20 protein-coding genes are annotated in these 25405 nt (G+C 63.3%); 9 read left to right on the forward strand and 11 right to left on the reverse strand.

The window, feature by feature from the left end; genetic code table 11:
• The first annotated feature begins 71 nt into the window (after positions 1–71).
• The 5 genes from ACFVHU_RS15800 to ACFVHU_RS15820 all read left to right on the forward strand — a co-directional run bounded on the left by ACFVHU_RS15800 (position 72) and on the right by ACFVHU_RS15820 (position 7337).
• The gene (locus ACFVHU_RS15800) at positions 72–1034 is read left to right on the forward strand and encodes a LysR substrate-binding domain-containing protein (protein WP_359192602.1); all 963 of its coding nucleotides are present in this window, start codon (positions 72–74) and stop codon (positions 1032–1034) included.
• 136 nt (positions 1035–1170) lie between these two features.
• Positions 1171–2676 (forward strand): sodium/proline symporter PutP, encoded by a 1506-nt coding sequence (gene putP / locus ACFVHU_RS15805; protein ID WP_133834892.1) that lies wholly within the window; start codon positions 1171–1173, stop codon positions 2674–2676.
• A gap of 174 nt (positions 2677–2850) precedes the next feature.
• Positions 2851–4254: an NAD-dependent epimerase/dehydratase family protein gene (locus ACFVHU_RS15810; protein WP_388025265.1), complete on the forward strand. Its 1404-nt coding sequence runs from the start codon at positions 2851–2853 to the stop codon at positions 4252–4254.
• Between the two features lie 226 nt (positions 4255–4480).
• Positions 4481–6106 carry a biotin carboxylase gene (locus ACFVHU_RS15815; protein ID WP_105658878.1) on the forward strand — a complete coding sequence of 542 codons (1626 nt, stop codon included), beginning with the start codon at positions 4481–4483 and terminating at the stop codon, positions 6104–6106.
• Positions 6096–7337, forward strand: coding sequence for a serine hydrolase (locus ACFVHU_RS15820; protein ID WP_105658879.1), 1242 nt, complete (start codon positions 6096–6098; stop codon positions 7335–7337). The genes ACFVHU_RS15815 and ACFVHU_RS15820 overlap by 11 nt, the downstream gene beginning before the upstream one ends.
• Positions 7338–7506: 169 nt before the next feature.
• On the opposite strand, the gene ACFVHU_RS15825 is transcribed toward ACFVHU_RS15820, so the two are convergent.
• The 5 genes from ACFVHU_RS15825 to ACFVHU_RS15845 form a co-directional block, all read right to left on the reverse strand.
• A complete protein-coding gene (locus tag ACFVHU_RS15825; protein WP_388025268.1) occupies positions 7507–10242 on the reverse strand; it encodes an aminotransferase class I/II-fold pyridoxal phosphate-dependent enzyme in 2736 nt (911 codons plus the stop codon).
• A 260-nt stretch (positions 10243–10502) separates the two neighbouring features.
• Positions 10503–11465 carry an Lrp/AsnC family transcriptional regulator gene (locus ACFVHU_RS15830; RefSeq protein WP_286134385.1) on the reverse strand — a complete coding sequence of 321 codons (963 nt, stop codon included), beginning with the start codon at positions 11463–11465 and terminating at the stop codon, positions 10503–10505.
• On the reverse strand, positions 11462–13057 hold the full coding sequence (locus tag ACFVHU_RS15835) for a carboxyl transferase domain-containing protein (RefSeq protein WP_388025270.1): 1596 nt from the start codon (positions 13055–13057) through the stop codon (positions 11462–11464). The genes ACFVHU_RS15830 and ACFVHU_RS15835 overlap by 4 nt, the downstream gene beginning before the upstream one ends.
• On the reverse strand, positions 13021–14217 hold the full coding sequence (locus ACFVHU_RS15840; RefSeq protein WP_133834897.1) for a CaiB/BaiF CoA-transferase family protein: 1197 nt from the start codon (positions 14215–14217) through the stop codon (positions 13021–13023). Before ACFVHU_RS15840 ends, ACFVHU_RS15835 begins: the two co-directional genes overlap by 37 nt.
• Positions 14218–14241: 24 nt before the next feature.
• A complete protein-coding gene (locus tag ACFVHU_RS15845) occupies positions 14242–15696 on the reverse strand; it encodes an amidase family protein (RefSeq protein ID WP_332488025.1) in 1455 nt (484 codons plus the stop codon).
• 223 nt (positions 15697–15919) lie between these two features.
• Between ACFVHU_RS15845 and ACFVHU_RS15850 the strand changes: the two genes are divergently transcribed.
• From ACFVHU_RS15850 to ACFVHU_RS15860, 3 genes are all read left to right on the forward strand, one after another.
• Positions 15920–16660, forward strand: a complete 741-nt coding sequence (locus ACFVHU_RS15850; protein WP_105658905.1) for a DUF5058 family protein — start codon at positions 15920–15922, stop codon at positions 16658–16660.
• A gap of 22 nt (positions 16661–16682) precedes the next feature.
• On the forward strand, positions 16683–17402 hold the full coding sequence (locus tag ACFVHU_RS15855) for a hypothetical protein (RefSeq protein ID WP_105658885.1): 720 nt from the start codon (positions 16683–16685) through the stop codon (positions 17400–17402).
• 70 nt (positions 17403–17472) lie between these two features.
• Positions 17473–18639, forward strand: a complete 1167-nt coding sequence (locus tag ACFVHU_RS15860) for an amidohydrolase (RefSeq protein WP_105658906.1) — start codon at positions 17473–17475, stop codon at positions 18637–18639.
• Between the two features lie 104 nt (positions 18640–18743).
• Here the strand turns inward: ACFVHU_RS15860 and ACFVHU_RS15865 are convergent, their stop codons facing one another.
• The 5 genes from ACFVHU_RS15865 to mmsB all read right to left on the reverse strand — a co-directional run bounded on the left by ACFVHU_RS15865 (position 18744) and on the right by mmsB (position 23586).
• Positions 18744–19559: a Cof-type HAD-IIB family hydrolase gene (locus ACFVHU_RS15865; RefSeq protein ID WP_388025273.1), complete on the reverse strand. Its 816-nt coding sequence runs from the start codon at positions 19557–19559 to the stop codon at positions 18744–18746.
• Positions 19560–19565: 6 nt separating this feature from the next.
• Entirely contained in the window at positions 19566–20375 is an 810-nt protein-coding gene (gene ppgK, locus ACFVHU_RS15870) for a polyphosphate--glucose phosphotransferase (RefSeq protein WP_105658887.1), read from the reverse strand.
• A 70-nt stretch (positions 20376–20445) separates the two neighbouring features.
• Positions 20446–21510, reverse strand: a complete 1065-nt coding sequence (locus tag ACFVHU_RS15875; protein ID WP_105658888.1) for an ROK family transcriptional regulator — start codon at positions 21508–21510, stop codon at positions 20446–20448.
• A 31-nt stretch (positions 21511–21541) separates the two neighbouring features.
• The gene (locus ACFVHU_RS15880; protein ID WP_388025306.1) at positions 21542–22639 is read right to left on the reverse strand and encodes an alcohol dehydrogenase catalytic domain-containing protein; all 1098 of its coding nucleotides are present in this window, start codon (positions 22637–22639) and stop codon (positions 21542–21544) included.
• A 2-nt stretch (positions 22640–22641) separates the two neighbouring features.
• Entirely contained in the window at positions 22642–23586 is a 945-nt protein-coding gene (mmsB, locus tag ACFVHU_RS15885; protein WP_388025276.1) for a 3-hydroxyisobutyrate dehydrogenase, read from the reverse strand.
• Positions 23587–23727: 141 nt separating this feature from the next.
• Here mmsB and ACFVHU_RS15890 point away from each other — a divergent pair, with 141 nt between their 5' ends.
• Complete coding sequence (locus tag ACFVHU_RS15890; RefSeq protein ID WP_388025278.1) at positions 23728–24657, forward strand: LysR family transcriptional regulator; 930 nt, start codon at positions 23728–23730, stop codon at positions 24655–24657.
• Between the two features lie 7 nt (positions 24658–24664).
• Here the strand turns inward: ACFVHU_RS15890 and ACFVHU_RS15895 are convergent, their stop codons facing one another.
• Positions 24665–25207 (reverse strand): hypothetical protein, encoded by a 543-nt coding sequence (locus tag ACFVHU_RS15895; RefSeq protein WP_388025280.1) that lies wholly within the window; start codon positions 25205–25207, stop codon positions 24665–24667.
• Positions 25208–25405: the final 198 nt, after the last annotated feature.

A 25405-nucleotide genomic window follows, 5' to 3' on the forward strand; every position in this document is an offset into this window, starting at 1 on the left:
AAGATGTTCGTTCGGTTTTGCCGAAGTGTCTGGACTCCGTGAGTCCCCATTAACTGAATGGCGGGAAATCCGTGCTTGAACTGAGAAGATTGCGCTTGCTTCGCGAATTGCATATCCGCGGAACCATTGCCGAGGTGGCCGATGCGCTGAGCTACTCCCCCTCCTCCGTGTCGCAGCAGCTGAGCCAGCTGGAAACCGAAACCGGAGTGGAGCTGCTGCGGCGCACCGGACGCACCCTCAAGCTCACCCCGCAGGCCCAGATCCTGGTGGCCCACACCGAAGAGCTGCTCGATTCCATGGAACGCGCCGAAGCGGATCTGTCCGCGGCCATGTCCACGGTGTCCGGAACCGTCCGGCTAGCGGTTTTCCAGACGGCCATGCTCCGGCTCATGCCGCCGGTACTGCGCGAACTGCGCACCAGGCACCCCAATCTGCGGGTGGAAATGAGCCAGCAGGAGCCAGCCGACGCGCTGAATGAAACCAGCAGCCGAAGTTTCGATTTGGTGGTCGCGGAGCAGTACTCGGGGCATTCCGCACCGCACTATGACAACCTCGATCGGCGTGTTCTGACTCACGATCCGATCCGACTGGCCTTGCCGGCACGGGGCGCGGCCGGAAACGCGGAATTCGACCGGGTGCACACCTTGGAGCATGCCAATTCCCTGCCCTGGGTGGTGGAGCCAGCGGGCGCCGCCAGCCGGCACTGGGCCCTGCAGGCTTGCCGGCTTGCGGGGTTCGAGCCGGACCTGCGCTACGAAACCGCTGATTTGCAGGCTCACGTGCAGTTAGTCGCTTCAGGCAACGCCGTGGCGATGCTCCCGGAGCTGGTTTTGCGCGACCAGCGCAGCAGCCTGCGCACGGTGGATCTGCCCGGCTCTCCGGAGCGCACCATCTTCACCGCCATGCGGCATTCCTCCACCCAGTCCCCGGCCATCCGCGCGGTGCGCAAATCGCTGCACGCGCAGCCCGGAATGAGTGATGCAAGCAACTCCGCGATTTTGGCTACCCCTGCAGACTTCGATACGGTCGAGTAGATAACAGAATGATCACAGACCTGATGGCACCCGGCGACAAACCGGAGAATTAGTGCCATAGTGGTGACTCGCACCACAGAAATCCGCGCCTATGGCGGCTGAGAAAAGCCCCAGGCACAAACGGTAATGAGGAAAAATGTCCGACCAGACTTTCCAGATGATTGCGATCGCAATTTACATGGCCGCCATGCTTGGCATCGGCTATATTGCATATCGCCGCACCAACAACATTGACGATTACATGCTGGCCGACCGCGGCCTGAAGCCGTGGGTCGCAGCCCTTTCCGCAGGCGCATCCGACATGTCCGGCTGGCTGCTCATGGGCCTGCCCGGCGCCATCTACCTCGGTGGCTTGCACGAAGCATGGATCGGCATCGGCCTGCTCATCGGCGCGTGGCTGAACTGGAAGTTCGTCGCCCCGCGGCTGCGTTCCTACACCGCGATCTCGCAGAACGCCATCACCATCCCGAGCTTCTTCGAAAAGCGCCTGAAGGACAACAGCCACCTGCTGCGCATCGGCGCATCGGTGATCATCCTGGTGTTCTTCACCTTCTACGTATCCTCGGGAATGGTGGCTGCAGGCAAGTTCTTCGAGGCTTCCTTCGGCTGGCAGTACCTTGCGGGCATGTTCTTCGTGGCCGGAATCACCTTGCTCTACACCCTGTTCGGCGGCTTCCTCGGAGCATCCTTGACCGATATGGTCCAGGGCGTGCTGATGTTCGCCGCGCTGATTGCCGTGCCAATTGTGGCAGTCATCCAGATCGGCAGCATCGGGGACATCACCTCGAAGGTCACCGAAGTCAATCCCGAAGCGTTCAACCTGTTTTCCTCCTTCAGCGACAACAGCGCGATCCTGGCCGCCGTGGCCATCTTCTCCACCGCAGCGTGGGGCCTGGGCTACTTCGGCCAGCCGCACATCATCGTGCGCTTCATGGCGCTGCGTACCCCGGGCGAAGCGAAGACCGCACGGCGCATCGGCATTGGCTGGATGTTCCTGACCACCCTGGGCGCCATCGCCACCGCGTTCATCGGCGTCGCGTACTTCGCCGATCAGCCGCTGGACAAGGCCAGCAGCGAAACTGTCTTCCTGCTGCTGAGCCAGATCTTCTTCCACCCGCTGATCGCCGGCCTGGTGCTCGCCGCTGTGCTGGCGGCCATCATGTCCACCATGTCCTCGCAGCTGATCGTCTGCTCCTCGGCATTGGTGGAGGACCTGTACAACATCACCGGCCGCAAGGCTTCGCCCAAGGCCCTGGTCATGCTGGGCCGCTCGGGCGTGCTGCTGGTGGCCGTCATCGCCGCCCTGCTGGCGCTGAACCCGAACTCCTCCATCCTTGAGCTGGTTTCCTTCGCGTGGGCGGGCTTCGGCGCCGCCTTCGGCCCGGTTGTCCTGCTGGCCCTGTACTGGCGCAAGCTGACCGCCGTGGGCGGTTTCGCCGGCATGGTCACCGGCGCCGTCGTGGTGTTCATCTGGGGCAACGTGGACGTGCTGGCCTCGGCCATGTACGAGATCGTCCCGGGCTTCCTCGCCGCACTGGTTGTCGCATGGCTGGTTTCCCGGGCAACCTACCGCCCGAACCCGACCATCGATGCCGAGTTCACCGAAATGGAACAGGAAGTCGGCGCGAAGGTTACCGCCTAGCCAACGCCCCGATGCAAAGCTCCCTTGGTCCGCATGGACCAAGGGAGCTTTTCCTGTTCTGGGACCCTGGTGTAACAGTTCAGGCAGGCTTCGATGTCTATCCTGCCGAAGTGCACCGGGCACAGTAGCCTAGAGCTATGCCCGATAAACCGAGCTGGAAGGAACTATTCCAAGATGAGCACCACGAGTAAATTCACGCACTGGCAGCGCACCGAGTCACAGTTCCTGGCCGCTGACCCGCAGGCCGTCTACTCGATCGTGGGCAACCTGTCGCAGACCGGCCAGTGGATGAAGAGCTTCGACGGCTTCGTCGTGCATGACGACCAGCGCGGCGTGGGCACCAAGGTGGACCTGCTGCCGCCGGGCAAATTCTTCGGCCCGCTGCACCGCAGCACCGCGCCTTCGGGTTCCATCACCCGGCGCAACCAGGACACCCTCATGGTGGAGTTCACCCAGCCGCAGCCGGCCGGTGAAATGGTCTTGCGCTGGCAGGTAGAGCCCCATGAGCACGGATCCGTGCTGCACTTCACCGCTGAGCTCAACGGCCCGGGCACCACCGCTTTCAAATTCACCGTGGCCAACGCCCTGTGCAAGGACTTCGCCATCGCGGCGGCCCGCCTGTACCGGATCATCGCCCCGGGTGCGCACCGCAAGCGCGATGCCCATGTGGTGATCTCCGGCGGTCGCGGATTCCTTGGCCGCAACCTCGTCGCCGATCTGGTCTGCCGCGGCATTTCCGTATCGGTGCTGACCCGCAACCCGGAAAATGATTTCCCTGCCGAGCAGTACAGCTGGGATGGCGTGCACCAGGGGCCCTGGGCCCGCGCGCTGTCCAGCAAGAATACGGTGCACCTGGTCAATCTGGCTGGCGAGCGCGTCGATAAGCGCAACACCCCGGAGAACATCGCAGCGCTCACCGACTCGCGCGTGGGCTCCACCAAGACCTTGGCCGAAGCCGCAGCCTCGGTGCCCCAGCTGGCCACCTGGATCCAGGCCAGCACCACCGCCATCTTCGGTGACGCCGGCGAGGAAGAGCTGACCGAGTCCAGCCCCGTGCCCAGCGACCAGCGCGCCCTGCCGGAAATGACCGGGGTCGCTTCGGCATGGGAGCAGGCCTTCGCCGAAGCTGCGGTCAACGCCGAGCAGCGCTATCTCTTGCGCACCTCGCTGGTGATGCACCCCGATGCTCCCCTGCTTGGCCCGCTGAACCTGCTGGTGAATACCGGCATGGGCGGTCCGCTGGGGGACGGCAAGCAGTGGTTCAGCTGGATTGGGCTGGAAGACTGGCTGCGCTTGATCCGTTGCCTGCTCGGCTTCGAAGAGCCCTCCATCCCTGCCGGCCTGGTTCATGCCGCCAGCCCGAAGCCGCTGCGCAATGCCGAGGTCATGGACGCCTTGCGATCCATCGCGGGGTTGCCTGGCCTGCCCACCGGCTCGGTGCTGCCCAAGATCGGCGCCGCGGTCATGGGATCCAATGCCCGGGTCGCGTTGACCGGCCGCAAGGTCACCAGCGAAGTCTTGCAGCAGGCCGGATTCGAATTCCAGCAGCTGGATTTCGCATCGACGGTGTCTGGCTAGCAGCCGCCAGTTACCGCAATAAGGAGTAACCTTTACCTAGCTTTGAGCCCGAACCTGCCGTTGCATGCCAAGTCACAGGCCGGAGCGGCGGGGGCGGGCTCAATGTTCACCACGCGTTAAGCAGAACGTGTGCCGGTGCTTACGATGAGCGCTGAGCATGAAACTGTCACGCATTGTGCCGTGCAACCGCCCTTCTTCGGACAGTTTCAAAGGACATCTCCACATCATGGCCAACATTCTTGAAGCCCACGCCCCGGCTTCTCGCCACCGCATGCCCAAACCCAGCGATCTGGACAAGCTGCGCCACAAGGCGCGCGTTGTTACCGATCAGCTCAGCGCAAACGTCGCCGTCGACGCGGCCTACAACGAGTCCGAACCCGCGAATCTCCCGGCCAAGGTCCTGCGCATGGACCGCAAGCTGAAGAACATGAGCGAAGTTCGCCATTTCTTCCGCACCAATACCACTCCGATCTTCTTCCTCGGCGCCACCCCGGTCAATCTGCTGGGCCTTGACCGATGGGTCCGCAAATTCAGCTACATCACCTACTACGACGGCTGGGACGGCCACCACCCGCGGGTCTTCACCCCCGCCGAGAAGCCCTATGTCGATTTCCAGAGCGCCGAAGAGATCAACAACTGGCTGCTGGAGAACTCCGAGGTCCGCGAATACATCGATTCCCAGTGCACCCCGGGCGGTCCCCGGCCGAAGATCGCGATGGTCTTCTTCGACGAGGAAACCGAATCAATCTGCGAGGAACTGGGCTACGACCTGATCCTGCCCTCGGCCGCCTTGCGCACCGAACTGGACTCGAAGATCGTTACCACCAAGCTGGGCAATGCCGCCGGCGCACCATCGGTGCCCAACGTGCTGGGCACCGCCGATAACTACGACGAGCTCATGGAACTGGCCGGGGAAGCCGGCCTGGGCAAGGACCTGGTGGTCCAGACCCCCTACGGGGATTCGGGCAAGACGACCTTCTTCATCGACTCGAAGGCGCAGTTCAAGGCGCATGCCAAGAACATCATCGGCGAACAGCTCAAGATCATGAAGCGCATCAACAACCAGCCGGTGGCCGTTGAGGCAGTGCTGACCGAATGCGGCACGGTGGTGGGGCCGATCCTGACCGAACTGGCCGGCTACAAGGAACTGACTCCGTACAAGGGCGGCTGGTGCGGCAATGAGATGCACCCGGATGTGGTCACCGACTCGCAGCGTTCGCGCGCCATCGATCTGGTCCGCAAGGTGGGCAACGGTCTGAAGGACACCGGCTACCGCGGCTTCTTCGAGGTGGACGTGCTGGTGGACACCGACACCGACGAGGTGTACCTGGGCGAACTGAACCCGCGCATCTCCGGGGCCAGCGCCATCACCAACGTCACCGCCGGAGCCTATGCCGACGTGCCGCTGTTCCTCTTCCACCTGCTTGAATTCCTTGATGTGGAATTCGAGCTGGACGTTGACGAGATCAATGCTCGCTGGGAAGAGATGAGCGGGGCTGATGTCTGGAGCCACATGATCATCAAGGAAACCGATGACATCCTGCAGTACATCACCCATGCCCCACGCACCGGAAACTATTACCTCGACTCGCGCGGCAAGCTGCAATTTTCCCGTTCCGCATTGGACTGGCACCAGCTGCAGACCCACAAGGAAGCATTCTTCCTGCGCATCTACGGCGTAGAGGATTACCGATGGAAGGGAGCCGATCTTGGGGTCCTGGTCACCAAGGCCAAGCTGCAGTACGAAGGCAAGAAGAAAACCAAGCTCAGCATCGATGCCAAGCACTTCATCTCCTGCATCCGATCCCAATACAAGGGAATTGACGTTCCGCCATCAGAGCATGGCAACTGAAGCGACTGATGCCGCCGGGCACATGGCGGCCAACTTGGCAGGTCCTCCCAGCAAGGCGCTGAACATCGCCACCTGGCAGTACCCGCAGAATATCAAGCGCTCATTCCAGAACATCGCCAGGATCCATCCCACCGTGAAGGTTTCGCGCGGCGATGGCCCGATCGTCAGGCTGCACCTGGCCGAGGAGAAGCTGGGCAAACTGGAAGTGGCCAAGGCGAGCATTACCGACCCGGCGCTGACCGTGCGTGGGGTAATGCACGCGACCAATACCGACGCCGTGCTGGTTATGCACAATGGACGGATCCTCTGGGAGAAGTACTACAACACCATGACGTCGCTGACCGATCATCTGCTGATGTCGGTCAGCAAGACCCTGGTGGGTTCCCTGGCCGGGGCGCTGGTGGACGCCGGAATGCTTGATACCGAGCAGGCGGTAGCCACCTACGTGCCGGCATTGGAACGCAGCGGCTATGCCGGCGCCCGGGTGCGCGACCTGCTGGATATGCGCTCCGGGATCAAATTCTCCGAAGAGTATCTGGATCCCAATGCCGAGGTGCGCCAGCTGGAGGAGGCCATCGGCTGGGCCCCGTCGCGTGGCGGCATCGGGCCTATCGGGATGTACGAGTTCTTGCTGACCCTGCAGGCCAAGGGACCGCACGGCGGGGTCTTCGAATACCGTTCCTGCGAGACCGACGCCCTGGGCTGGGTGCTGGAAGCCGCCGGCGGCGCCCCGCTGCAGGAACTACTTTCGGATTATGTCTGGTCCAAGCTCGGTGCCCAGCAGGATCTGGTGATGGGCGTTGACCAATTCGGCACCGGAATGTTCGACGGCGGATTCAACGCCTGCCTGCGCGATTTGGCGCGTTTCGGCCATCTCTATGTCAATGGCGGGCGTGCGCTGACCGGCAAACAGGTTCTCTCCGAGGCATGGATCGCCGACACCTTCGCCACCGATCCCGCCCTGGTCCAGGCGTTCGCCCAGTCCCCGGGCGACAACATGATGCCCGGCGGGCACTACCGGAACCAGATCTGGTTCCCGAACCCTGCCACCGGGGCCGCGGTGGCCCTGGGCATCCATGGCCAGATGATCTATATGGATCCGGCGACCAAGCTGGTCGCGGTCAAGCTTTCCAGCTGGCCGCTGCCGCAGGATGCTTCCAAGCTGTTCCCGACCATTCGTGCGTTCGAGGCGATCTCGGCGCATCTGGCCGGACGGAAAATACAGCCTTAGGGCTGCTTACGATTCAGGCCCTGATTTGCGCATTCGGTGCGCGAATCAGGGCCTTTGCCGTGCTGGCAGCTATTCTTGCGTGCAGCGTTCTTCGCCGCGGAAGCCGGAACCCACCCGGGGATGCCGGGTGGGTCCGCAAGCTGCGTTCAAGGCAAGCCGCTCTTCGCGATCAGGGCTGCTGCGCCGCGATCTGTTCCAGGGCTTCGCAGGTGAACACCTGGTAGCCCAGGTCCTGGTGGTAGCCGTGGATCTCTCTGGTATCGAGCCGGTCCATGTAATCCAGAATGCACAGGGTAATGACCTGGCCGGGGACCAGCACCGGGAATCCCGGCGGGTACGGGGTGACGAATACCGCCGACACGACGCGTTCTCCGTTCACCAGCTGGGTGCGGATCTGCGCGGAGGACAGGAAATGCGTCGCCGGGTCCTGGTAGGTCAGGTAGTAGGCCGAGCGCATGTCCCCGCTTCCGCCGCCTCCTGCGAATTCAGGAGCGAAGGCGCTGAAATCCGGCAAGGGAATCTGTTCGGCCGCAGGCTTCTTGCCCAGTGCCAGCACTCTCCCATCCAGGCGACGTTTGCGGTCCAGTTCCTCGGAGATCTTCACCAGCACCTCGATCAGGTGCGCCACGGCCGAACGGGTGGTGCCGATATTGGTCATCAGCAGCACCGAGGTGCGGCTGGTCTTGTTGACCTGGATCGAATGCCCATCCATCAGGTACTCGTGCTTGAAGGTGTCCCCGTCTACGCCGGTGCGGCTGATGTCCAGGGTCAGGCGCGAGGGGTCGACCACGAACTCGTCTTCCGCCCAGGCTTCGTCCCAGGCTGCCAGCCCGTCGCGCACCGGGTTCTGCGTGGTGGACTGGCGGTACTTCTGCGGGATCAGGTCCGTCGAATGCAGGATCTTGAAATACTTGCCCAGCAGCTCGTTGCGCGCCATGGCCCGCGAAATCGACTGCGCCAAATCGACCTGGCGCTGCACCAGCGCATAGCCTTCCAGCTCGGCCTGGCGCCGGCCGATATCCAGCGAGGCGAGGATCTGGTAGTTCGGCGAGGTGGAGGTGTGGGTCATGTAGGCCTCGCGGAAGGCGTTGAGGTTGCGCACCGCGAAGTCCTGGTCGTAGATGTGGATCATCGAGCCCTGGCGCAAGGAGGTCAGGGTCTTATGCGTGGACTGGGTGGAGTACACCCGCAAGCGGACCTGCTCCGGATCCGGAATCAACCGGGTCTCCAGCCAGGCCTGGTCATTCTCCGGGTGCTCCATGGTGCCCGGTGCTGGAAGGGCCGCACGCTGCGCGGCGTAGCGCTGGTGGTAATCCGCGGTTTCCAGCTGCTTTTCCAGCACGGCCGCCACGGTCATGGCGGTGCGCTGGCGGTACACCGGGTGGAATCCTGCGAAGGCGAACCAGGCCTCGTCCCAGAGGAACACCAGATCCGGCTTGATGGCCAGGCATTCTTCCATCACCCGGCGCGGGTCGTAGATGATCCCGTCGAAGGTGCAGTTGGTCAAGGTGAGCATCTTGACCTTGTGCAGCAGGCCCTCGCGGCGCAGCTGCAACAGCCGTCCCTTGATCTCCTCCAGCGGCACCGCCCCGTACATCGAATGCTCGTTGAGCGGGTAGGCCTCCAGGTAGCTCACGTTCGCCCCGGCGAGCACCAGCGAGTAGTGGTGGGACTTGTGGCAATTGCGGTCCACCAGCACGATGTCCCCCGGGGCGAGAATCGACTGGTGCACGATCTTGTTGGCGGTCGAAGTGCCATTGGTGACGAAGTAGGTGCGGTGGCTGCCAAAAGCCCGGGCCGCCAGCTCGTGGGCCTTCTTGATGGAGCTTTGCGGGTCCAAGAGGGAATCGAGCCCGCCGGAGGTGGCCGAGGTTTCGGCCAGCAGCAGGTTCTTGCCATAGAAGTCCACCAGGTCCCTGGCCCAGGGAGAGTTCTGCACCGAACCTGCGCGGGAAATCGGCATGGCGTGGAAGACCCCGCCAGGCCGCTTGGCGTACTTCTGCAGGGCGTTGAAGAACGGGGTCTGGTAGCGTTCGAGCACTTCCGAGACAATCGACAGGTGCAGGTCCATCCGGTCATTGCGCGAGAAGATCCGGCGGAAACGCCCGGTGATCTCGTGGGCAATGGATTCCAGGGCGACCCCGGCGATCAGGTACACCGGAACTTCGGGGCGCAGTTCATCGAGGATATTTTCCAGGTCCAGCAGGCCCTGGATCTGCCTGGTGGATTGGAAGTAGCCTTCCATCCGCCGGGCTATGAAATTCTTGAGCGTCGAGGAGAGCCGGCGACGCGTGCGCACATCAAAGCGGGCGGTCAGCACGACGGACTGGATGCCAGGATTGATCAGGATCGCGGCCAGGGCGTCTTCCACGCTGGGCACCACCACGAAGTTGTAGTGGAACGGATCGGTGCGCTGGCGCTGTTCGGCGATTTCTTCCTTGAAAAGCTCGATCTCCTCCGCCGGGCCATTATCCACCAACAGGATTTCCACCATCGGGGCCTGCACCCTGGCGTTGCCAGGTGCACCGTTGCCCAGCTGGGATGGATCCTGTTCCGCCTCGTCATGGCCTTCAAGGTCAATGTACTGGGTCAGCGTCCTGAAGGTCTGGTTCGCCTGGTAGACCAGCTTCATCGCATCTTCGTACTGCCCGCCGGACATGAGCCGGGAAACCTCGTTGAAGTATTCGATGCCGGGATTCGCCCAGTACGGTTCTATGGCTGCCAGCAGCCCCAGCAACCGGCCGGCTTCCAGCTCATGCTCCGTGCGGCGGTCTTCCTCCTGGTATTCAGAAGAGATCTCGCTGAGCACATAGCCCAAGTGCTCCCACGCGTCCTTGCGTTTGCGCCACGCGCTTTCAGGCGTAGCCGTTCCCTGGTTCGTCCCGTAGGTCAACCTCTTGCTCACGGTTGCCGGTATTCCTTTCACCCCTGCAGCGTTAACTGGTTGTTAACAGCGCGAGCGAAGCCATGCCGCTCGGTATCGTGAGACTATGCCACTTCCGAAGCGGTTCCGAACCCTTGAGGCGATATTACGCATTATTATCGCCTTACGGCGAAGTGTTCACCTGCCGTTCACCTTCCTGGGCCCAGCGGCGAACAGCGGCCAAAGACGAGTTGGACTCCAGTTGAATTCTGGTGCTGCACGACGCGGTTTCCTGGTCTGGTTCAGCTACTGATCAGCCGCCCACCGCGTTTGCGGGCGCTAACCACCAGAGAGGCCTTAACTTGCAGCATCGAGTTCCCCCAGGCGCTGTGGGAAATGAAGTCATAGAGCTCGGCCTGGTTGGCCACCGTCACGTCGACCACCAACTGGCAATCCCCGGCCACGGCCGCTGCATAGCGAACTTCCGGTCGGGTGGCGAGTCGCTGGCCCAATTTTTCGACTTGGGATGGCGTCGTCGAAACCCAGAGCAATGCCTCGACCGGCAACCCCACGGCCAGGGGCTCAACCAGGGCGCGAATGGCGATCTGCCCGGTGGATAGGAGCCAATCGATCCGCCGCGCAACAGAGGTCTCGCTCATCGCCACCCGGCGGGCAATCGACTCGAAGCTGGCTCTGCCGTCATCGTGCAAAGCATCGATGATCTGCTCGTCCTTGGAGTTGAGGTTCGGCTGGATGCGCCAGCTCGTGACATCCGGGTCCTTTTGCAAGGCAAGCTCTTCTGCGGGCTTCAAGGATCCCAGGCGCCACCCGCGGATCGTCTTGAAGTACTTCAACACCGGATACACGACAATCGACGAGACCCCCGGCGTAGCAGGCAGTTCCAGCGAGAGCACTTCGGTCACATCTCCGTTGTAGTGCATTTCCACGACGAGATCCTCCCGGCCAGTGACCTGGTAGGAAAAGCTGGTATCCGGCCGGGAAGACAAGGATTCACTGGCAATCCGCCCGGTGCCCGGGGCGCAAGTGCACGCGATCAGCAGCGAATGCTCGCGGTGGCGGATCGCCGCAACCGTAACCAGCCCATTCTCCAGCAGCCACGCGCCATGGCGGGCGACCGAGCGTTCAGGCAGGTCAAGCACGGCAGCTATCTTCCGCCAGGTGGCTCGCCCGTCCACTTGGAGGGCGGCAATGATGCGGCGTTGCACCGTGCTCAGCTCGATCATCCGTTCCTCTGTTCTAGTCATCCAGCGGCGTCCCGCACCTCCTGGTTGGCCGTTTTCGGCCGGCCAATCGATGCATACTTCAGCGCGCGCCGGCCAGGCAGCTGCGCGGCATCTGTCGCCGCAAGCTGCGCAAGCGCCGTGGACACTGCCGCTCCGACTTCCAGCGAGAAGCGCTTCGGAGCGGTGGTCACATCATACTCCTCGGGGACGATCACCTGTACTATCCCCGCACGTCGCAGCGAGTATGCATCGGTTTTCTGGGCATAAGCCAACGGTGCGGCGTGCTCCGTGTCCCGGTACATGATCGCGCTGGCTCCCTCCGGCGGCAACGGGGAGAGCCAGGAGTTTGCTGCGGCTATGGAGATATCAGCCGGCAGCAAGGCCAGTGCGCCGCCTCCGGTGCCCTGGCCCAGCAGCAGCGAAACGCTCGGAACGCCAATGCCCACCAAGGTGCTCAGCGAGCGGGCAATCTGCCCGGCCATGCCGCCTTCCTCGGCCTCACGGCTCAGCGCCGCTCCTTCGGTGTCGATCACGGTGAGCATCGCTATGCCCAGATTCTGTGCCAGCAGCGCCCCCCTCCGGGCTTCGCGCAGGAAGGCAGGCCCCAGCGGATCGAGGTTTTCGGAGTGGTCTATCCGCGACCGGTCCTGGCCGATGACCACCGCCGGCTGGCCCCCGAAGCGCGCGAGCGCCAGGTACATACGCGGATCACTTTCCCCTTCGGCGCTCCCGGAAAGCTGCAACGCATCGCTGGCGGCGTACTTGATGACGTGGCGCACCGAGGGGCGTCGGGATTTGCGCGTGGCGAGTATGGCATCCCACACCTGGGATTCGGTGAGTCTCCGGTCATCTGCCAAGGGGTAGCCGGCAATCGAGTCGATCGGATCTCCCGGGGCGATGATTGCCAGCACCCGGTTGACCAGCCCGCCCAGCTCATGGACCGGGACCACGGCGTCGATCAGGCCGTGCTTCTGGAGATTCTCGGAGACTTGCACTCCCTGCGGGAAGGGTTTGCCGTAGATGGTCTCGTACACGCGCGGACCAAGGAATCCCAGCAGGGCACCGGGCTGGGCGATGGTGATGTGCCCGGTGGATCCCCACGACGCCATGACCCCTCCGGTGGTGGGATGCCGCAGGTACACCAGGTATGGCAACCCGGCAGCAGAATGCGCCCTAACCGCGGCCGTGATGTGCACCATCGACACGAACGCAGGGGTTCCCTCCTGCATCCGGGTTCCGCCCGAGGCCGGGGAAGCCAGTACCGGCAGTCCTAATGCGGCGGCTTTTTCGAATGCCGAAGCAATCCTGCGGGAGGTGCCCTGGCCTATTGATCCGGCCAGGAATCCGAATTCGGAGAGGACGACGGCCACTTCCCGGCCATTGATTGTGCCGGAGCCGGTTAGCACAGCTTCGTCGGCCCCCGAACGACGCGCCGCTTCTTCCAGCTGGGTCCGGTAGGCGTCATCGGCAAATGAATAATCCGCCGGCTCATCCCAGCTCTCGTAGCTGCCCGCATCGAGCACCTGGTCGATCATGTGCTGTGCACTGATGTGCTCGATTTTCTCCTGCACCATACTCAACGCACCGCCTGCTGCGCGCGGGTCTTGAGCCATTCCCGGATCCGCTGCTCGTCTTGGTTAAGCAGTGGCGGAGCGGAGTGCCCGGTCCGGGTGACTTCCTTGCCGCCCTCGAAGAACCGCAGCGGCGCGCCTGGGAGGGTCAGCTCCCCTAGCAACGGGTGCTGGACATTCAATGCCAGGCCTTGCGAGCGCACCTGGTCCCATTCGTACACCTCATCCAGGGTTCTGACGATGCCGGCAGGGACGCCGGCTTCACCGAGCATTTCCAGCAGCTGGCTGGTACCGTGGCGCATGAACTTTTCTTCGATGGCTTCGATGAGCTCGTCACGCCGTTCGACGCGATGCTCATTGGTTTCGAACCCCTCGGTTGGCAGCTGGAATGCCGCCACCAGTGAATCCCAGAGCTTCGGGCTGCCCACGCTAATTTGCACAAAGCCATCGGCGCTGCGGAACAGTCCATAGGGCGCGATGGATGGATGGTGGTTGCCCTGGGCGCGCGGAACCTGTCCTGCAACCGTGCTGCGGGTGCCCTGAAAGGCATGCACTCCGATGATCGATGCGAGCAGCGAGGTGCGCACATGCTGGCCTCTGCCCGTGCGCTCGCGTTCCAGCAGGGCCGCCAGCACGCCGTAGGATCCGTACATCCCGGCCAGCAGGTCTCCGATGGGAACGCCGACTTTCTGCGGGTCCTCCGGTCCGGAACCGGTCAGCGACATCAGCCCGGCCTCGCCCTGCAGAATCTGGTCGTATCCGCTGCGCCAGGCTTCAGGGCCGTCATGGCCGAAGCCGGAAATCGAGAGGGTCACGAGCTTTCCGTTAATCATCTGCAGGGCTGCATCGTCGAAGCCGAGCCGGTCCAACACTCCGGGGCGGAAATTCTCTACCAGGACATCGGCCTGCGTCAGCAGGCTGCGCAGGGTCTGGATTCCGTCGGGGCTCTTCAGATCCAGGGCAATGGATTCCTTGTTGCGGTTGCACGAGAGGAAATAGGTCGATTGGCGGTCCTCCTCCGGCCCGACGAAGGGCGGACCCCAGCCTCGGGTGTCATCGCCGCCCTGGATATTTTCCACCTTGATTACTCGGGCTCCCAGATCGCCAAGCATCATCGTGGCATGCGGTCCAGCCAAGGCCCGCGACAAGTCGATGACGGTGTACCCGGACAGCGGTCCGGTGCTGTGCTGTTCCTTGTTCATATTTGCCTCTCTAGAATTCCGGTATCAGGCGCTGGCGGTCTTGACTGCATTGACGGCCACCGACTGCGGATCAGTGGCCAGAACCGGCATCACGTCCGCGAAGCGGTTCTGCTCCTCGTAGCCGGCAGCCCAATTGAGCAGCTGGGCGTCCTTGTAGTGATTCGCCGCCAGCTGCCATCCCACCGGAAGCCCGGACTCGGTGAAGCCTCCTGGCATGGCGATGACCGGCAGGCTCGTGGCCGAGAGCAGGCAGGCAGATCGCATCCAGTCCAGATAGGTCTCGGCGCGGGTTCCAGCGATTTGCTCAGGCCAGCGCTGCGCTGCGTCGAAGGGCAAGACCTGGGTTGCCGGGGAGAGGAACAGATCGTAGCGCGAGAAGTAGCGCTGAACTGCTCGTTCCAGCCGGGTTCGGGCCGCCATCGTCGAAATCATGGCTTCTCCGTCGAGGTCCGTCCCCTTCTTGACATTCCAGAGGACCTCGGGCTTGATCAGCGAGCCGTGGCTCCGCACTAGTCCGCCAAGATTAGTGGCGAAATCGAAGGCCCTGGTGTTGCCGAAGACTTCGTCGGCATCGGTAAAGTCAATGCACGCCTCTTCGACAATTGCGCCAGCGGCCTCGAAAACCGAGAGTTGGCGATGCAATACCTCTACGACCTCGCGCTCGATCGGAACACCGATCCCGAAATCGAAGCTATAGCCGATGCGGACTCCGCGCAATTCTGGTTCGGGAGTGCCGAAATCGCTGGCTGAGAGCTTGTTCGGGGTCGGAAGCCTGTCGTCACCTGCGCTGGCTCGCATGAACAGCGCGATATCCTCCACCGTGCGTGCGATCGGTCCCGAACGGGCCAGCCAGGAGTAGGCATTGGATTCCGCCTCCAGCGGGATGACCCCGTAGGAGGGCCGGAAACCAATGACATTGCAGAAACTGGCCGGAATGCGCAGCGAACCGCCCATGTCTGAGCCGTCACCGAGCGGCTGGATCCTAGCGGCGACCGCGGCGGCTACGCCGCCTGAGGAGCCTCCGGCCGATCGATCCACCGCATAGGGATTCGTCGTGGTGCCGAACAATTCATTGAAGGTATGCGATCCGGCTCCGAATTCCGGGACATTGGTCTTCCCCGTCCTGATCGCGCCTGCTGCTGCCAGTCGGGCGATCTGCAAGTCGTCCTGCTCTGGGACGTTGTCCTTTAATGCCAGCGACCCCTGGGTGGACAGCAAGCCGGCGGTGTTGAACGTGTCCTTGTGCGTCATCGGCAGACCGTGGAGCACTCCAGTCGGCTCGTTTCCCGCCGTGGCTTCATCGGCCTTAGCAGCGAGGATTCGCGCGCGTTCGAAATCCGTGATGACCACGGCGTTGATTTGGGCGTTAACTTCATCGATTGCCTGGATATGGCTCTCCAAGGCCTCACGCGCCGACAACTCGCGCTTGCGGATCTTTGCCGTGAGCTCCGTGGCGCTCAATTGCTGGATCTCGTTCATGGCCGTGCCTTTCTAAAGGATGACTGCATTGCGATATGTGTCACAATCTTCCGCCTACGTTGACCGCAAATGGAATACTCCTCAAGAAAACTCGCCATTTTGGGGGATCTCGCCATAAATATGGCTAATTCCGGCATTCCTTGCCGAAGGCCTCCAATAGGAGGAACCTTGAATTCAATGAGACCGGCATCACATCATGCTGGTGAATATCGAAGGAGTTCCGATGCATTTCCCCCTTGCAGCCGGCGATCCAGTTTCAACTGACATCTGGGCCGTCGCCAACAGCCCTTTCCTGTGGTTCTGCGCTCTGGGCGTCTTCGCCGTGATCTTCGTCCAGACCATTCTCTATGTCCGTGCTGCCAAGGCCGCAGCACCCCATGTCGATATGCCCGTCCGCGAAGTCAAGGAAGCCTTCCGTGCCGGTGCCGTCGCCTCGATCGGGCCATCCCTCTCGGTGGTGCTGGTCGCCATCGCATTACTGGCTCTGTTCGGAACGCCAGCCGTTCTTGTCCGCATCGGGCTGATCGGCTCGGCCTCCACGGAAACGGCCAGCGCCAACTTGGCAGCCCAATCCATGGGCTCGATGCTCGGCGGGGATACCTACACCCAACAAGTTTTCGCCGTGGCCTTCATGGCCATGAGCCTATCGGGAGGCATGTGGATGCTCTGCACCTTGCTGCTGACCCCGGTCCTGAAACGCGGCGGCAAGTCCTTGGCCAAGCGCAACCCAGCGGCCATGGCCCTGATCCCCACCGCAGCCCTGCTCGGAGCGTTCAGCATGCTGACCATCGCCGAAATTCCCAAGTCCAGCATCCACATGACGCTGGTGCTGATCTCGGCAGCCTCCATGGCTTTGTTCCTCTTCTTGGCCAAAGTGCTCCAAGCCAAATGGCTCAAGGAATGGGCCTTGGGATTCGCGATCCTGATCTCGATCACCGCCGGCTACCTGATGCACACCGCATAGCGAATTAGAAAGGACAGAACCCATGAGCTCACCAGCAATGACCACTGCGGACGCCTCGATGGCCCGCTTCGAGCAGCAGACCACACGCTACGGTTCACTGACCATGACAGCCGGCTTGATCCTCTCGCTGCTCGGCCCGATCTACCTCGTATTCTTCACGGACCTCGACATCAGCCCTTCGATGATCTGGGTCGCCTTCGCCGCCGTTGCGGCCACCTTCGGAATTTTCTGGTTTGTCGAACCACTGACTTATTTCCCGATCCTGGGTTCGGCAGCTATGTACCAGGCCTTCATGATCGGCAATATCTCCAACAAGCTGCTGCCTGCCGCCATCGTGGCCCAGTCCGCGATCAATGCCAAGCCCGGCACCAGGCGCGGCGATCTGGCCTCGGTGATGGCCATCGGCGGCGCGGCCACCGTCCACCTGACCAGCCTGCTGGTCTTCGTGGGGATCTTCGGGTCCTGGCTGGTCTCGATCATTCCAAACGACATGATCGAGGTAGCCCGAATCTACATCTTGCCCTCCCTGATGGGAGCGGTACTTGTCCAGGCCATCGTCGCCATGAAGCAGGTTCGCCCGACCATAGTTGCCATCGTGCTGTCGCTGACCATGTATTTCGTGGTCATCCCGCTGGTTCCATCCTTGGCCCTGTTCGGCACAGCCCTGGTTGTGCTCTTCTCCATCATCGTTTCGTGGATCGTGCGCGATCGCAAAGCAGTCCACACGCCCGTTGCTGACTAAAGGAGTCACTTTGAATACCCAACCCTCTGGCGCATTGCAAACCGTCCTGACTGGCGAGCAAGCCGAGCTCATGCACGAAATGTATCGCCACCTGCATGCCAATCCCGAACTGTCCATGCAGGAACGCGCGACCGCCGCTTATATCGGCAAGCAACTCGACACCATGGGAATTGAGAACTTCGTCTGCGGCGGTACCGGCGTCGTCGGCATCCAACGCAATGGCGAGGGGCCTGTGGTAGGCTTCCGCGCCGATACCGATGGCCTGCCCATCGCGGAAGATACCGGAGCCAGTTATGCTTCGGAAGCTCGCGGCCAGCTGGCCGATGGCACTGACGTCCCGGTCATGCACGGATGCGGTCACGACACCCATGTCACCGCGGCGCTGACCGCCGCTGCCCGGCTCGCCGAGCAGACGGGGGCGTGGAACGGAACCATCGTGTGGATTTTCCAGCCCGGCGAGGAAACCAGCGCTGGTGCCAGGGCCATGCTCGAAGACGGACTGTGGGACAAGGCCCCGGTACCCTCGGTCATCCTCGGCCAGCATGTCTTTCCTTTCGCCGCGGGCTCGGTGGGCCTGACCAGCGGCCCCGCCATGGCAATGGCTGATTCGCTGAAGGTGACGCTGCACGGCAAGCAGTCCCACGGCTCACAGCCGCAGGACTCCATCGACCCGATCGTCCAGGGCGCGCACACGATCACGCGCCTGCAGAGCCTGGTTTCGCGGGAATTGCACCCTCAGACTCCTGCGGTGCTCACCTGCGGCTCGTTCCACGCCGGGTTGAAGGAGAACATCATCCCGGATCGCGCCGAATTCACCTTGAACATCAGGACCTTCGATGAGCAGACCCGCACCCAAATCCTGGATGGGGTCTCACGCATAGTGAGCGCCGAAGCCGCCGCGTCGAATGCTCCGGCACCTGAGATCGAAACGCTGAATTCCTTCCCCAAGCTGCACAATGATCCGGGCCACACCGAGCAGGTCAAGGAGGCTTTGAGCCGGGAACTCGGGGAAGGCAAAGTTGTCGACCTGCCCGCTGCCATGGGATCCGAGGATTTCGGGGCTCTGGGAGATGAGATTTCGGTGCCGTACGTCTACTGGTTCTTCGGCGGGTTCCTGCCCCGTGACGAGGCGCCACCGGTGAACCACTCGCCGTATTTCCTGCCTGATTACGAGCTTTCCCTGGCAACAGGGGTTCGCGCCGCGCTGGCGGGCCTGGGGCATTACCTGGCCAGGTAGCGGACTCCGGTTCCCAAGTCGATCACGCCGCCGGCGGCATGCCAAGGCCCGGGTGGAGGAACACTCGTTCCGCCCGGGCCTTCGGAATGTTCTTGCCGGTTTGGCTAGAGCCGGGTACGCCCATCGAGGTAGGCGCCGAGCACCTGGAGCACCCCGTGCTCGAGGTTGGAAGGCGCGGTGAAGTTCGCAGCTTCTGCCACCACCGGATGCGCATTGGCCATGGCGAAGGAGTAGGTGGCGGCCTTGATCATTTCCAGGTCATTGGGGTAGTCGCCGAAAACTGCCGTTTCATCCGCGCTGATTCCCAGCTTGTCCTGCAATGCTGCCAGAGCCAGTCCCTTGTGCACGCCGTGGTTCATGGCATCCACCCAGTGGCTGCCGGAGATCACCACCTGCAGCGGCACCTGCAGCGCTGCCGCCACTTCCTGCACGGCGCCGGTGCCGACGTTGACGGCCATCTTGATGATCTCGTCCTCGACCTGGGCCAGGTCGTCAACCACCTGCACGGCGCGGTAGTACGGGGCCACGGCGTTGGCAAACCGTTCATCGGCGCGCTCCACATAGGCGGTGCGGCGTCCGCACAGCACCAATCCGGCATCCAGCGCGGCTTGCCCGCGCACGGCCTGGATCACGGCGGCTACCGATGGCGGATCGATGATGTTGGAGTAGATCTCATTCTCGCCGTGCATCACGACGGTCCCGTTCTCGGCAATGATCGCGATCTCCCCCAAGGGGGCGAACTGCTCGCGCAGGGTCGCGAACTGGCGCCCGGAAGCTGGCACGAACTTGATGCCGCGGGCCTGGAGCTTGTCGATCACAGCCCACGATGCCTCGGGGATCTTGCCTTCGCCGTCCAGGAAAGTGCCGTCCATGTCGACGGCGACGAGCTTGATCTGGGCCTTCGGGTCAATCGTATGCATAGGTTCCTAGTTGCCGGGTTTCAGCGCGCGATGCGCAGCGCCCAGTACCCCGGCGGCGTTGTTGAATTGGGCAGGCACGATCCTGGCTCGCAGTTCCAGCTGCGGCAGGAACTTTTCGTGGTCTTCGGAGATCGCTCCGCCGATGATGATCAAATCCGGGCTGCACAGGAATTCCACGTGGGACAGGTAGCGTTGCAGGCGGGCGATGTACTGCTCCCAGCTGAGGTTTTCCTCGTGCATGACTCGCGCGGCGGCCTTGCTCTCGGCATTGAATCCGTCGATTTCGAGGTGGCCGAATTCGACATTCGGGAAGAGCACGCCGTCGCGGAAGAAGGCCGAGCCGATGCCCGTGCCCAGGGTCAGCAGCAAGGTGCTGCCCTTGACCGGCTTGCCATGTTCGGCTCCGGCACCCGCGTAGACCTCGGCCACGCCGGCGGCATCCGCGTCGTTGAGCACAAAGACGTCGCGGCCCAGGATCGCACTGAAGGTGGCGGTGACGTCCAAGCCGATCCAGGCCTTGTCGATATTGGCCGCCGAGTGCACGACGCCGTCGATGACGATGCCAGGCACGGTGACGCCAGCGGGGATTCCTGCCAGCTCGTCGCCGGTGAGCTCCTGCAGGTCGGCAACGATGCCCGCCATCACCTGGGCGACAGCATCCGGATGCGCGCCCTCAGGGGTAGCTGCCTTGCTGAAGGTGCTCTCAACAAGCTTGCCGTCGGTTCCAACCAATCCGTACTTGATCGACGAGCCGCCCAGATCAAGGCCGATGGCAGCGAACTGCGACGTGGATGCCGATGCGTCAGATGGTGCCATCAGTGGTCTCCCCGGTGAAGCAAATAAAATTTTAAGGACTCTTTACAATATATAGCTTGGATCACTTTGGTCAACGTACCCGGTAGTTTTCCCATAAGTTGGCCAAGGCCAGCTCCCGGGCGCCGGCCAAAGCGCCGCGTGCCGCGGCCTCGGTTCCCAAGGTGGAAAGCTGAACATGAACCGGTTTGGGCAGCAAGCTGTTCAGTTCGCTTTCCAGAGCCGCGCACAATTGAGGCGTGAGCCCCGGGCCGATGGCCACCACTCGCTGCGGATCGACGAAGCCGATCAGGTTGGCCAGGACACGGCCGAACGGGGACAGGAAGGCTGGCCAGTTCCGTTCATCGGCCAGTTTTTCCCAGAGCACGCGGGTCTGGAACATCCCGGCCTCGCCGAGCGCATCGCGCAGGTTCGCGGTGCCTACCAGCTGGGTCTCCAGCTCGCCGGCGGTGCCGTGCTTGCCGCGGTGCAGCGCACCGTCGATGACCAGGCCTGCGCCCAGGCCGGAACCGATGTAGATCATCATCAAGGAACCGGCCAGCTCCCCGGCTTCGGCCAGGGCCATCCAATTCACGTCGTTATCCAGCAGCACCGGAACCCCGCCGGCGAACTGGCCGGCAAGGTTGGCCCCGGAGGAAGGGAAAATCGGGGTGGCCAGGACTCGCAGCCCGCCATCGCGCTGCACCGGGGCTGACTGGCTCACGGCCCCGGCCAGCAATGGGGAGCCGAGCTCAGCGGCCACGCGGGAGATCTCGCGGGCTCCCATTTGCTCTACCTGCGCGGCGGTGGTTTGCGCCGTCAGCGGGTAGAAGCGGTCCACCAGCGTCTTTCCGGCCAAGTCGGTGGCGCGGACCTGCAGGAATTCTGCCTGCAGGCACAGTGCCAGCAGGTGGCCGAAGCCGCTGTCCAGCGCATAGTGCTCGGGAACGCGGCCGCGCTTGGGCTCGTTGTCCCGCTCGATGGCCGAGGCCAGGCCGTTCTCCTGCAGGCGCGAGATCGCCTGCGATGCGGTGGGCTTGGAGATCCCCAGATCCGCAGCGATCTGGGTACGGGTCGCCGGGGCTTGGCAAAGGTAATCGAATACCCGGATGTCAGTCAGCGTTGCCAGGGCACGGGGCCCCGCAGTGGAATCAGTCACCCACCAATCCTACTGGCCTTCTGCCCTGATTTCAGGGCAGCAGAACTTGGCGCACCGACCGTCCCTCGGCTAGTGCATCCAGGGCGTCGTTGACCTCGGCCAGCGGCCTGGTTTCCACGAGTTTCTCCACAGGGAGCTTGCCGGAGCGCCAGAGCTGCTCGTAGTAGGGAATATCCTTCTTCGGCAGGGCAGAACCCATGTAGCTGCCGATGATCGTGCGTGCTCCTGCGGTCAGGCCCAGGGGCTCGATGCTGCTCATCGCGCCCGGCGCCGGAAGCCCCACGGTCACCAGGGTTCCGCCCACGCCGGTGGCCTGCAAGGCGGTTTCGAAGGCACGCGGATGCCCCGCGGCCTCGATCACGATTTCGGCGGTGCGCTGCCCCAGGGCCTGCGGCGTGAAGGCTTCATCGGCGCCCAATGCCAGCGCGGTGGCCAGCTTGTCCTCATTGGCGTCAACGGCCAGGATCCTGCCGGTGCTCCTTTGCCCCGCGGCCACCAGCAAGGCGGCCATGCCTACCCCGCCCAGGCCGACGATGGCTACGTCCTGGGCACCGGTTGCCCCGGCGGCATTGCGCAGTGCACCGCCGCCGGTGAGCACCGCGCAGCCCAGCACCGCGGCCACTTCAGCTGGAACATCCGCGCCCACCGGGATGAGGCTGCGCGCATCCATTACCGCATAGTCGGCAAAGGCCGAAACGCCGAGGTGGTGATGGACCGGCTGGCCCTCGAGGGCCAACCGGCGAGCGCCGGTCAGCAGGGTCCCGGCTCCGTTGGACGCGGTGCCGGCGCTGCACGGCAGCTTGCCGCCCTTGGCGCAGGCTTCGCATTTCTCGCAGCGCGGCAGGAAGACCGAGATCACCTGCTGGCCGATGTCCAGATCCACCCCATCACCCACCTGCTCGACGATGCCTGCTGACTCATGGCCCAGCACCATCGGCAGCGGACGCGGCCGGTTCCCGTCGATCACCGATAAATCGGAATGGCACAGTCCGGCCGCGGTGATGCGCATCAGCACTTCGCCGGGCCCGGGCTCTTCGAGCTGCAGCTGGCGCATCGCCAGCGGCCGATGCTGGGCATAGGGGCGCTGGTTCTCCCGGCGCTCAAGCACCGCGGCATGGATCCGGCGCATGATCAGCCCGCAGCTGCCGTGCTGGTCTCGGCCGTCTCCGGGTTCCACCCGCGCACGGCACCATCTGGCAACAAGTTCTTCACGATCAGCGAGCAGTCCTTGTCCCCCAGCCCCTGCTCGATCAGTTCGTCGAAGTGCTCGCGGGCCAAGCTGGCTGCCGGCAGCTGCACCCCGGTACTTGCGCCCGCGTCCAGGGCCAGCCCGATGTCCTTGCGGGCCAAGTCGGTGCGGAAAGTGGCCTCGAAGTTGTTGTTCGCCGCGGCGGTATCGATGATGCCCGGTACCGGGTACCAGGTCTGCTGCGCCCAGGACCGGCCCGAGGAGACCGAGGCAATCTGCCAGAAGACTTCCGGGTCCAGGCCCAGGGCCTCGGCCAGCTGGGAACCTTCGGCGCTGGCCATCAGGTCGATGAACAGCATCATGTTGTTGCAGATCTTGGCCGCGATGCCCATGGAGGGGCCCCCGGCGACGATGGTCTTCCCGCTCATCGGGGCGATGAATCCGGTGGCCCGCTCCATCAGTTCCGGTGCCCCGCCGAGCATGAAGGCCAGGGTCCCGGCCGCGGCCCCGGAGATGCCGCCGGAGACCGGGGCGTCGACGAAGTGAAGGCCCCGCTGCGCGGAGCCTTCGTGGATGTAGCGGGAGGTTTCGATGTCCACCGTGGAGGAATCCAGCAGCAGCATGTCCTTGCTGGCGTTGGCCCAGATGCCTGCCTCGCCTTCGTACACCGCGCGCACGTGCTGGCCCTTGGGCAGCATGGTGAACACGGCGTCGGCCTGGTCCATGGCCTCGGCAATCGATCCGGCAATCTGGACCCCGCCGTCGGCCGCAGCGGCGCAGGCCTGCTCGTCCAGGTCGTAGCCGCGCACGCTGTGCCCTGCGGCCACCAGATTCGCGGTCATCGGTCCGCCCATGTTGCCTAGGCCAATCCATGCGTACGTGCTCATCTGCACACCCCTCATCCTTGAGTATTGTCCTTGTCAGGCCAGCGTAGGGGGCGCGGTGTGCCAGACTCAATGCACTGGGGCACGCCAATTGCGCAAGCCTAGTGTGCGCTAGCGCACACCAGGCATGGCAGACTGTGGACCATGGACCGTCCGATCGATTACCGCCATCTCGAATCCCTCATTGCCCTGCTCACCGTTGCGCGCCTGGGCCGCTACACCGCCGCCGCGAACGTTCTCGGGGTGAACCACTCGACGATTTCCCGTCGCATCGACGCACTGCAAAAAGCCATGGGCGGCCACCTGCTCACGCGCTCCCCCAACGGCTGGGAACTGACGGATCTGGGGCGCCGGGCCATGTCGAGCGCGGAAGCCATCGAGCAGGCCGTGGAAGCCATCGGCTCCGAGAAGGACACCGGCGCATTGGCCGGCCATGTGCGCGTCGCTGCCCCCGACGCCTTCAGCGCCCATCTGGCGGCTCCGGCCCTGGCAAAGCTCCAGGCGAAGCATCCGCAACTGGTCTTCGAGATCGTTTCGGAAACCACCAGGGCCCGGCAGACGCGGACCGGCATGGATTTGGAGATTGTCATCGGCGAACCCAGCGTCCGCAAGGCAGCCTCCACGAAACTCCTGGATTACGAGTTGCGGCTCTACGCCACGGCCGAATACCTGGAATCCCAAGGCACCCCAGAACATCTGGAAGATCTGGCCGGGCATAGCCTGAACTACTACATCGACACCGCACTGACGGTGGACAAGCTCGACGAGGCCACCAGCGTCTTGCCGCCGATGCACCGCGCGATTTCTTCCACCAGCATCGCGGTGCAATACGCGGCCACCATGAACCATGCAGGCATCGGCTTGCTCCCCACCTTCCTCTCGGAGCACTACCCGAATATGGTGCCGGTGCTCCATGACCAGTTCACCTACCATTCCGAGTACTGGCTGGTGGGCCGCGAAGAAGCCTTGCGCAGCCGCGCCGTCCAGGAAACGGTGCGCGCGCTCAACGATGCGGCCACCGCCGGCGACTGGTTCATCCCGCCATTCCCGGCGTACAACCTGTCCTCCGGCTAGGCGCCGTTCACCTTGGCCCGGCCGGTTCCCAGTCCACGATGGCCTGCAGCAGCTGCGCCACTGATCGGGCGCTGTCCAGACGGAGCACCGGACGGACTTCGTTCTCCAGCCAGGCCTCATGGCGGGCGTGGCTGCGTCCGCTGAAGTCCGGGTCATCGTAGCCAGCTGCCCACGCCATGAATTTTTCCAGGGCTCCGCGTTCCAGGGATTGCCCGCTCAGGCGCTGCTTCTCGCGTTCTGCGAGACGGCGCAGGCGCACTTGGGGATCCAGCGCCAGAAAAACGAAGGCATCGCACTGCGACAGGACTTCTTCTCCCCATCCCTGCACTGATCCGGACAGTACCCAGGCTTTGCGCGGAACGAAGACCTGGTTCATGAGCATGGTTCGGGCAGCCGGCGCACGCTGCTGGCGGTATGGAGGATCGGTGGGAACCCAGAAGTAGTCGTCGCTATCGGCATGCGGCACGGACCAGGCATCGGCCACGGCGCGCGCGAGGGTCGTGGTGCCACTGCCGCTGGCACCGAAGATATGCAGCCTGCACCGCTTCATGCCGAACCCCGACGGCAAACTTGGCTACTTTTCATTATTCTTCTTGCTGCTCCGGCGCCGCCCGTATGAAGCGCAAGCGGCAACGAAGCCAATACCGAACAGGAACGCCAACAGGTACTCGATTCCCATCTGCCCGTGCACCCCGCAATCGCATCATGCTGGGGACAGTGATGTCCACTCAAACCCCATCCTTCTTGG

The sequence above is a fragment of the Glutamicibacter sp. NPDC127525 genome (genome assembly GCF_042672105.1).
In the GTDB taxonomy this organism is placed as follows: Bacteria; Actinomycetota; Actinomycetes; order Actinomycetales; family Micrococcaceae; genus Glutamicibacter.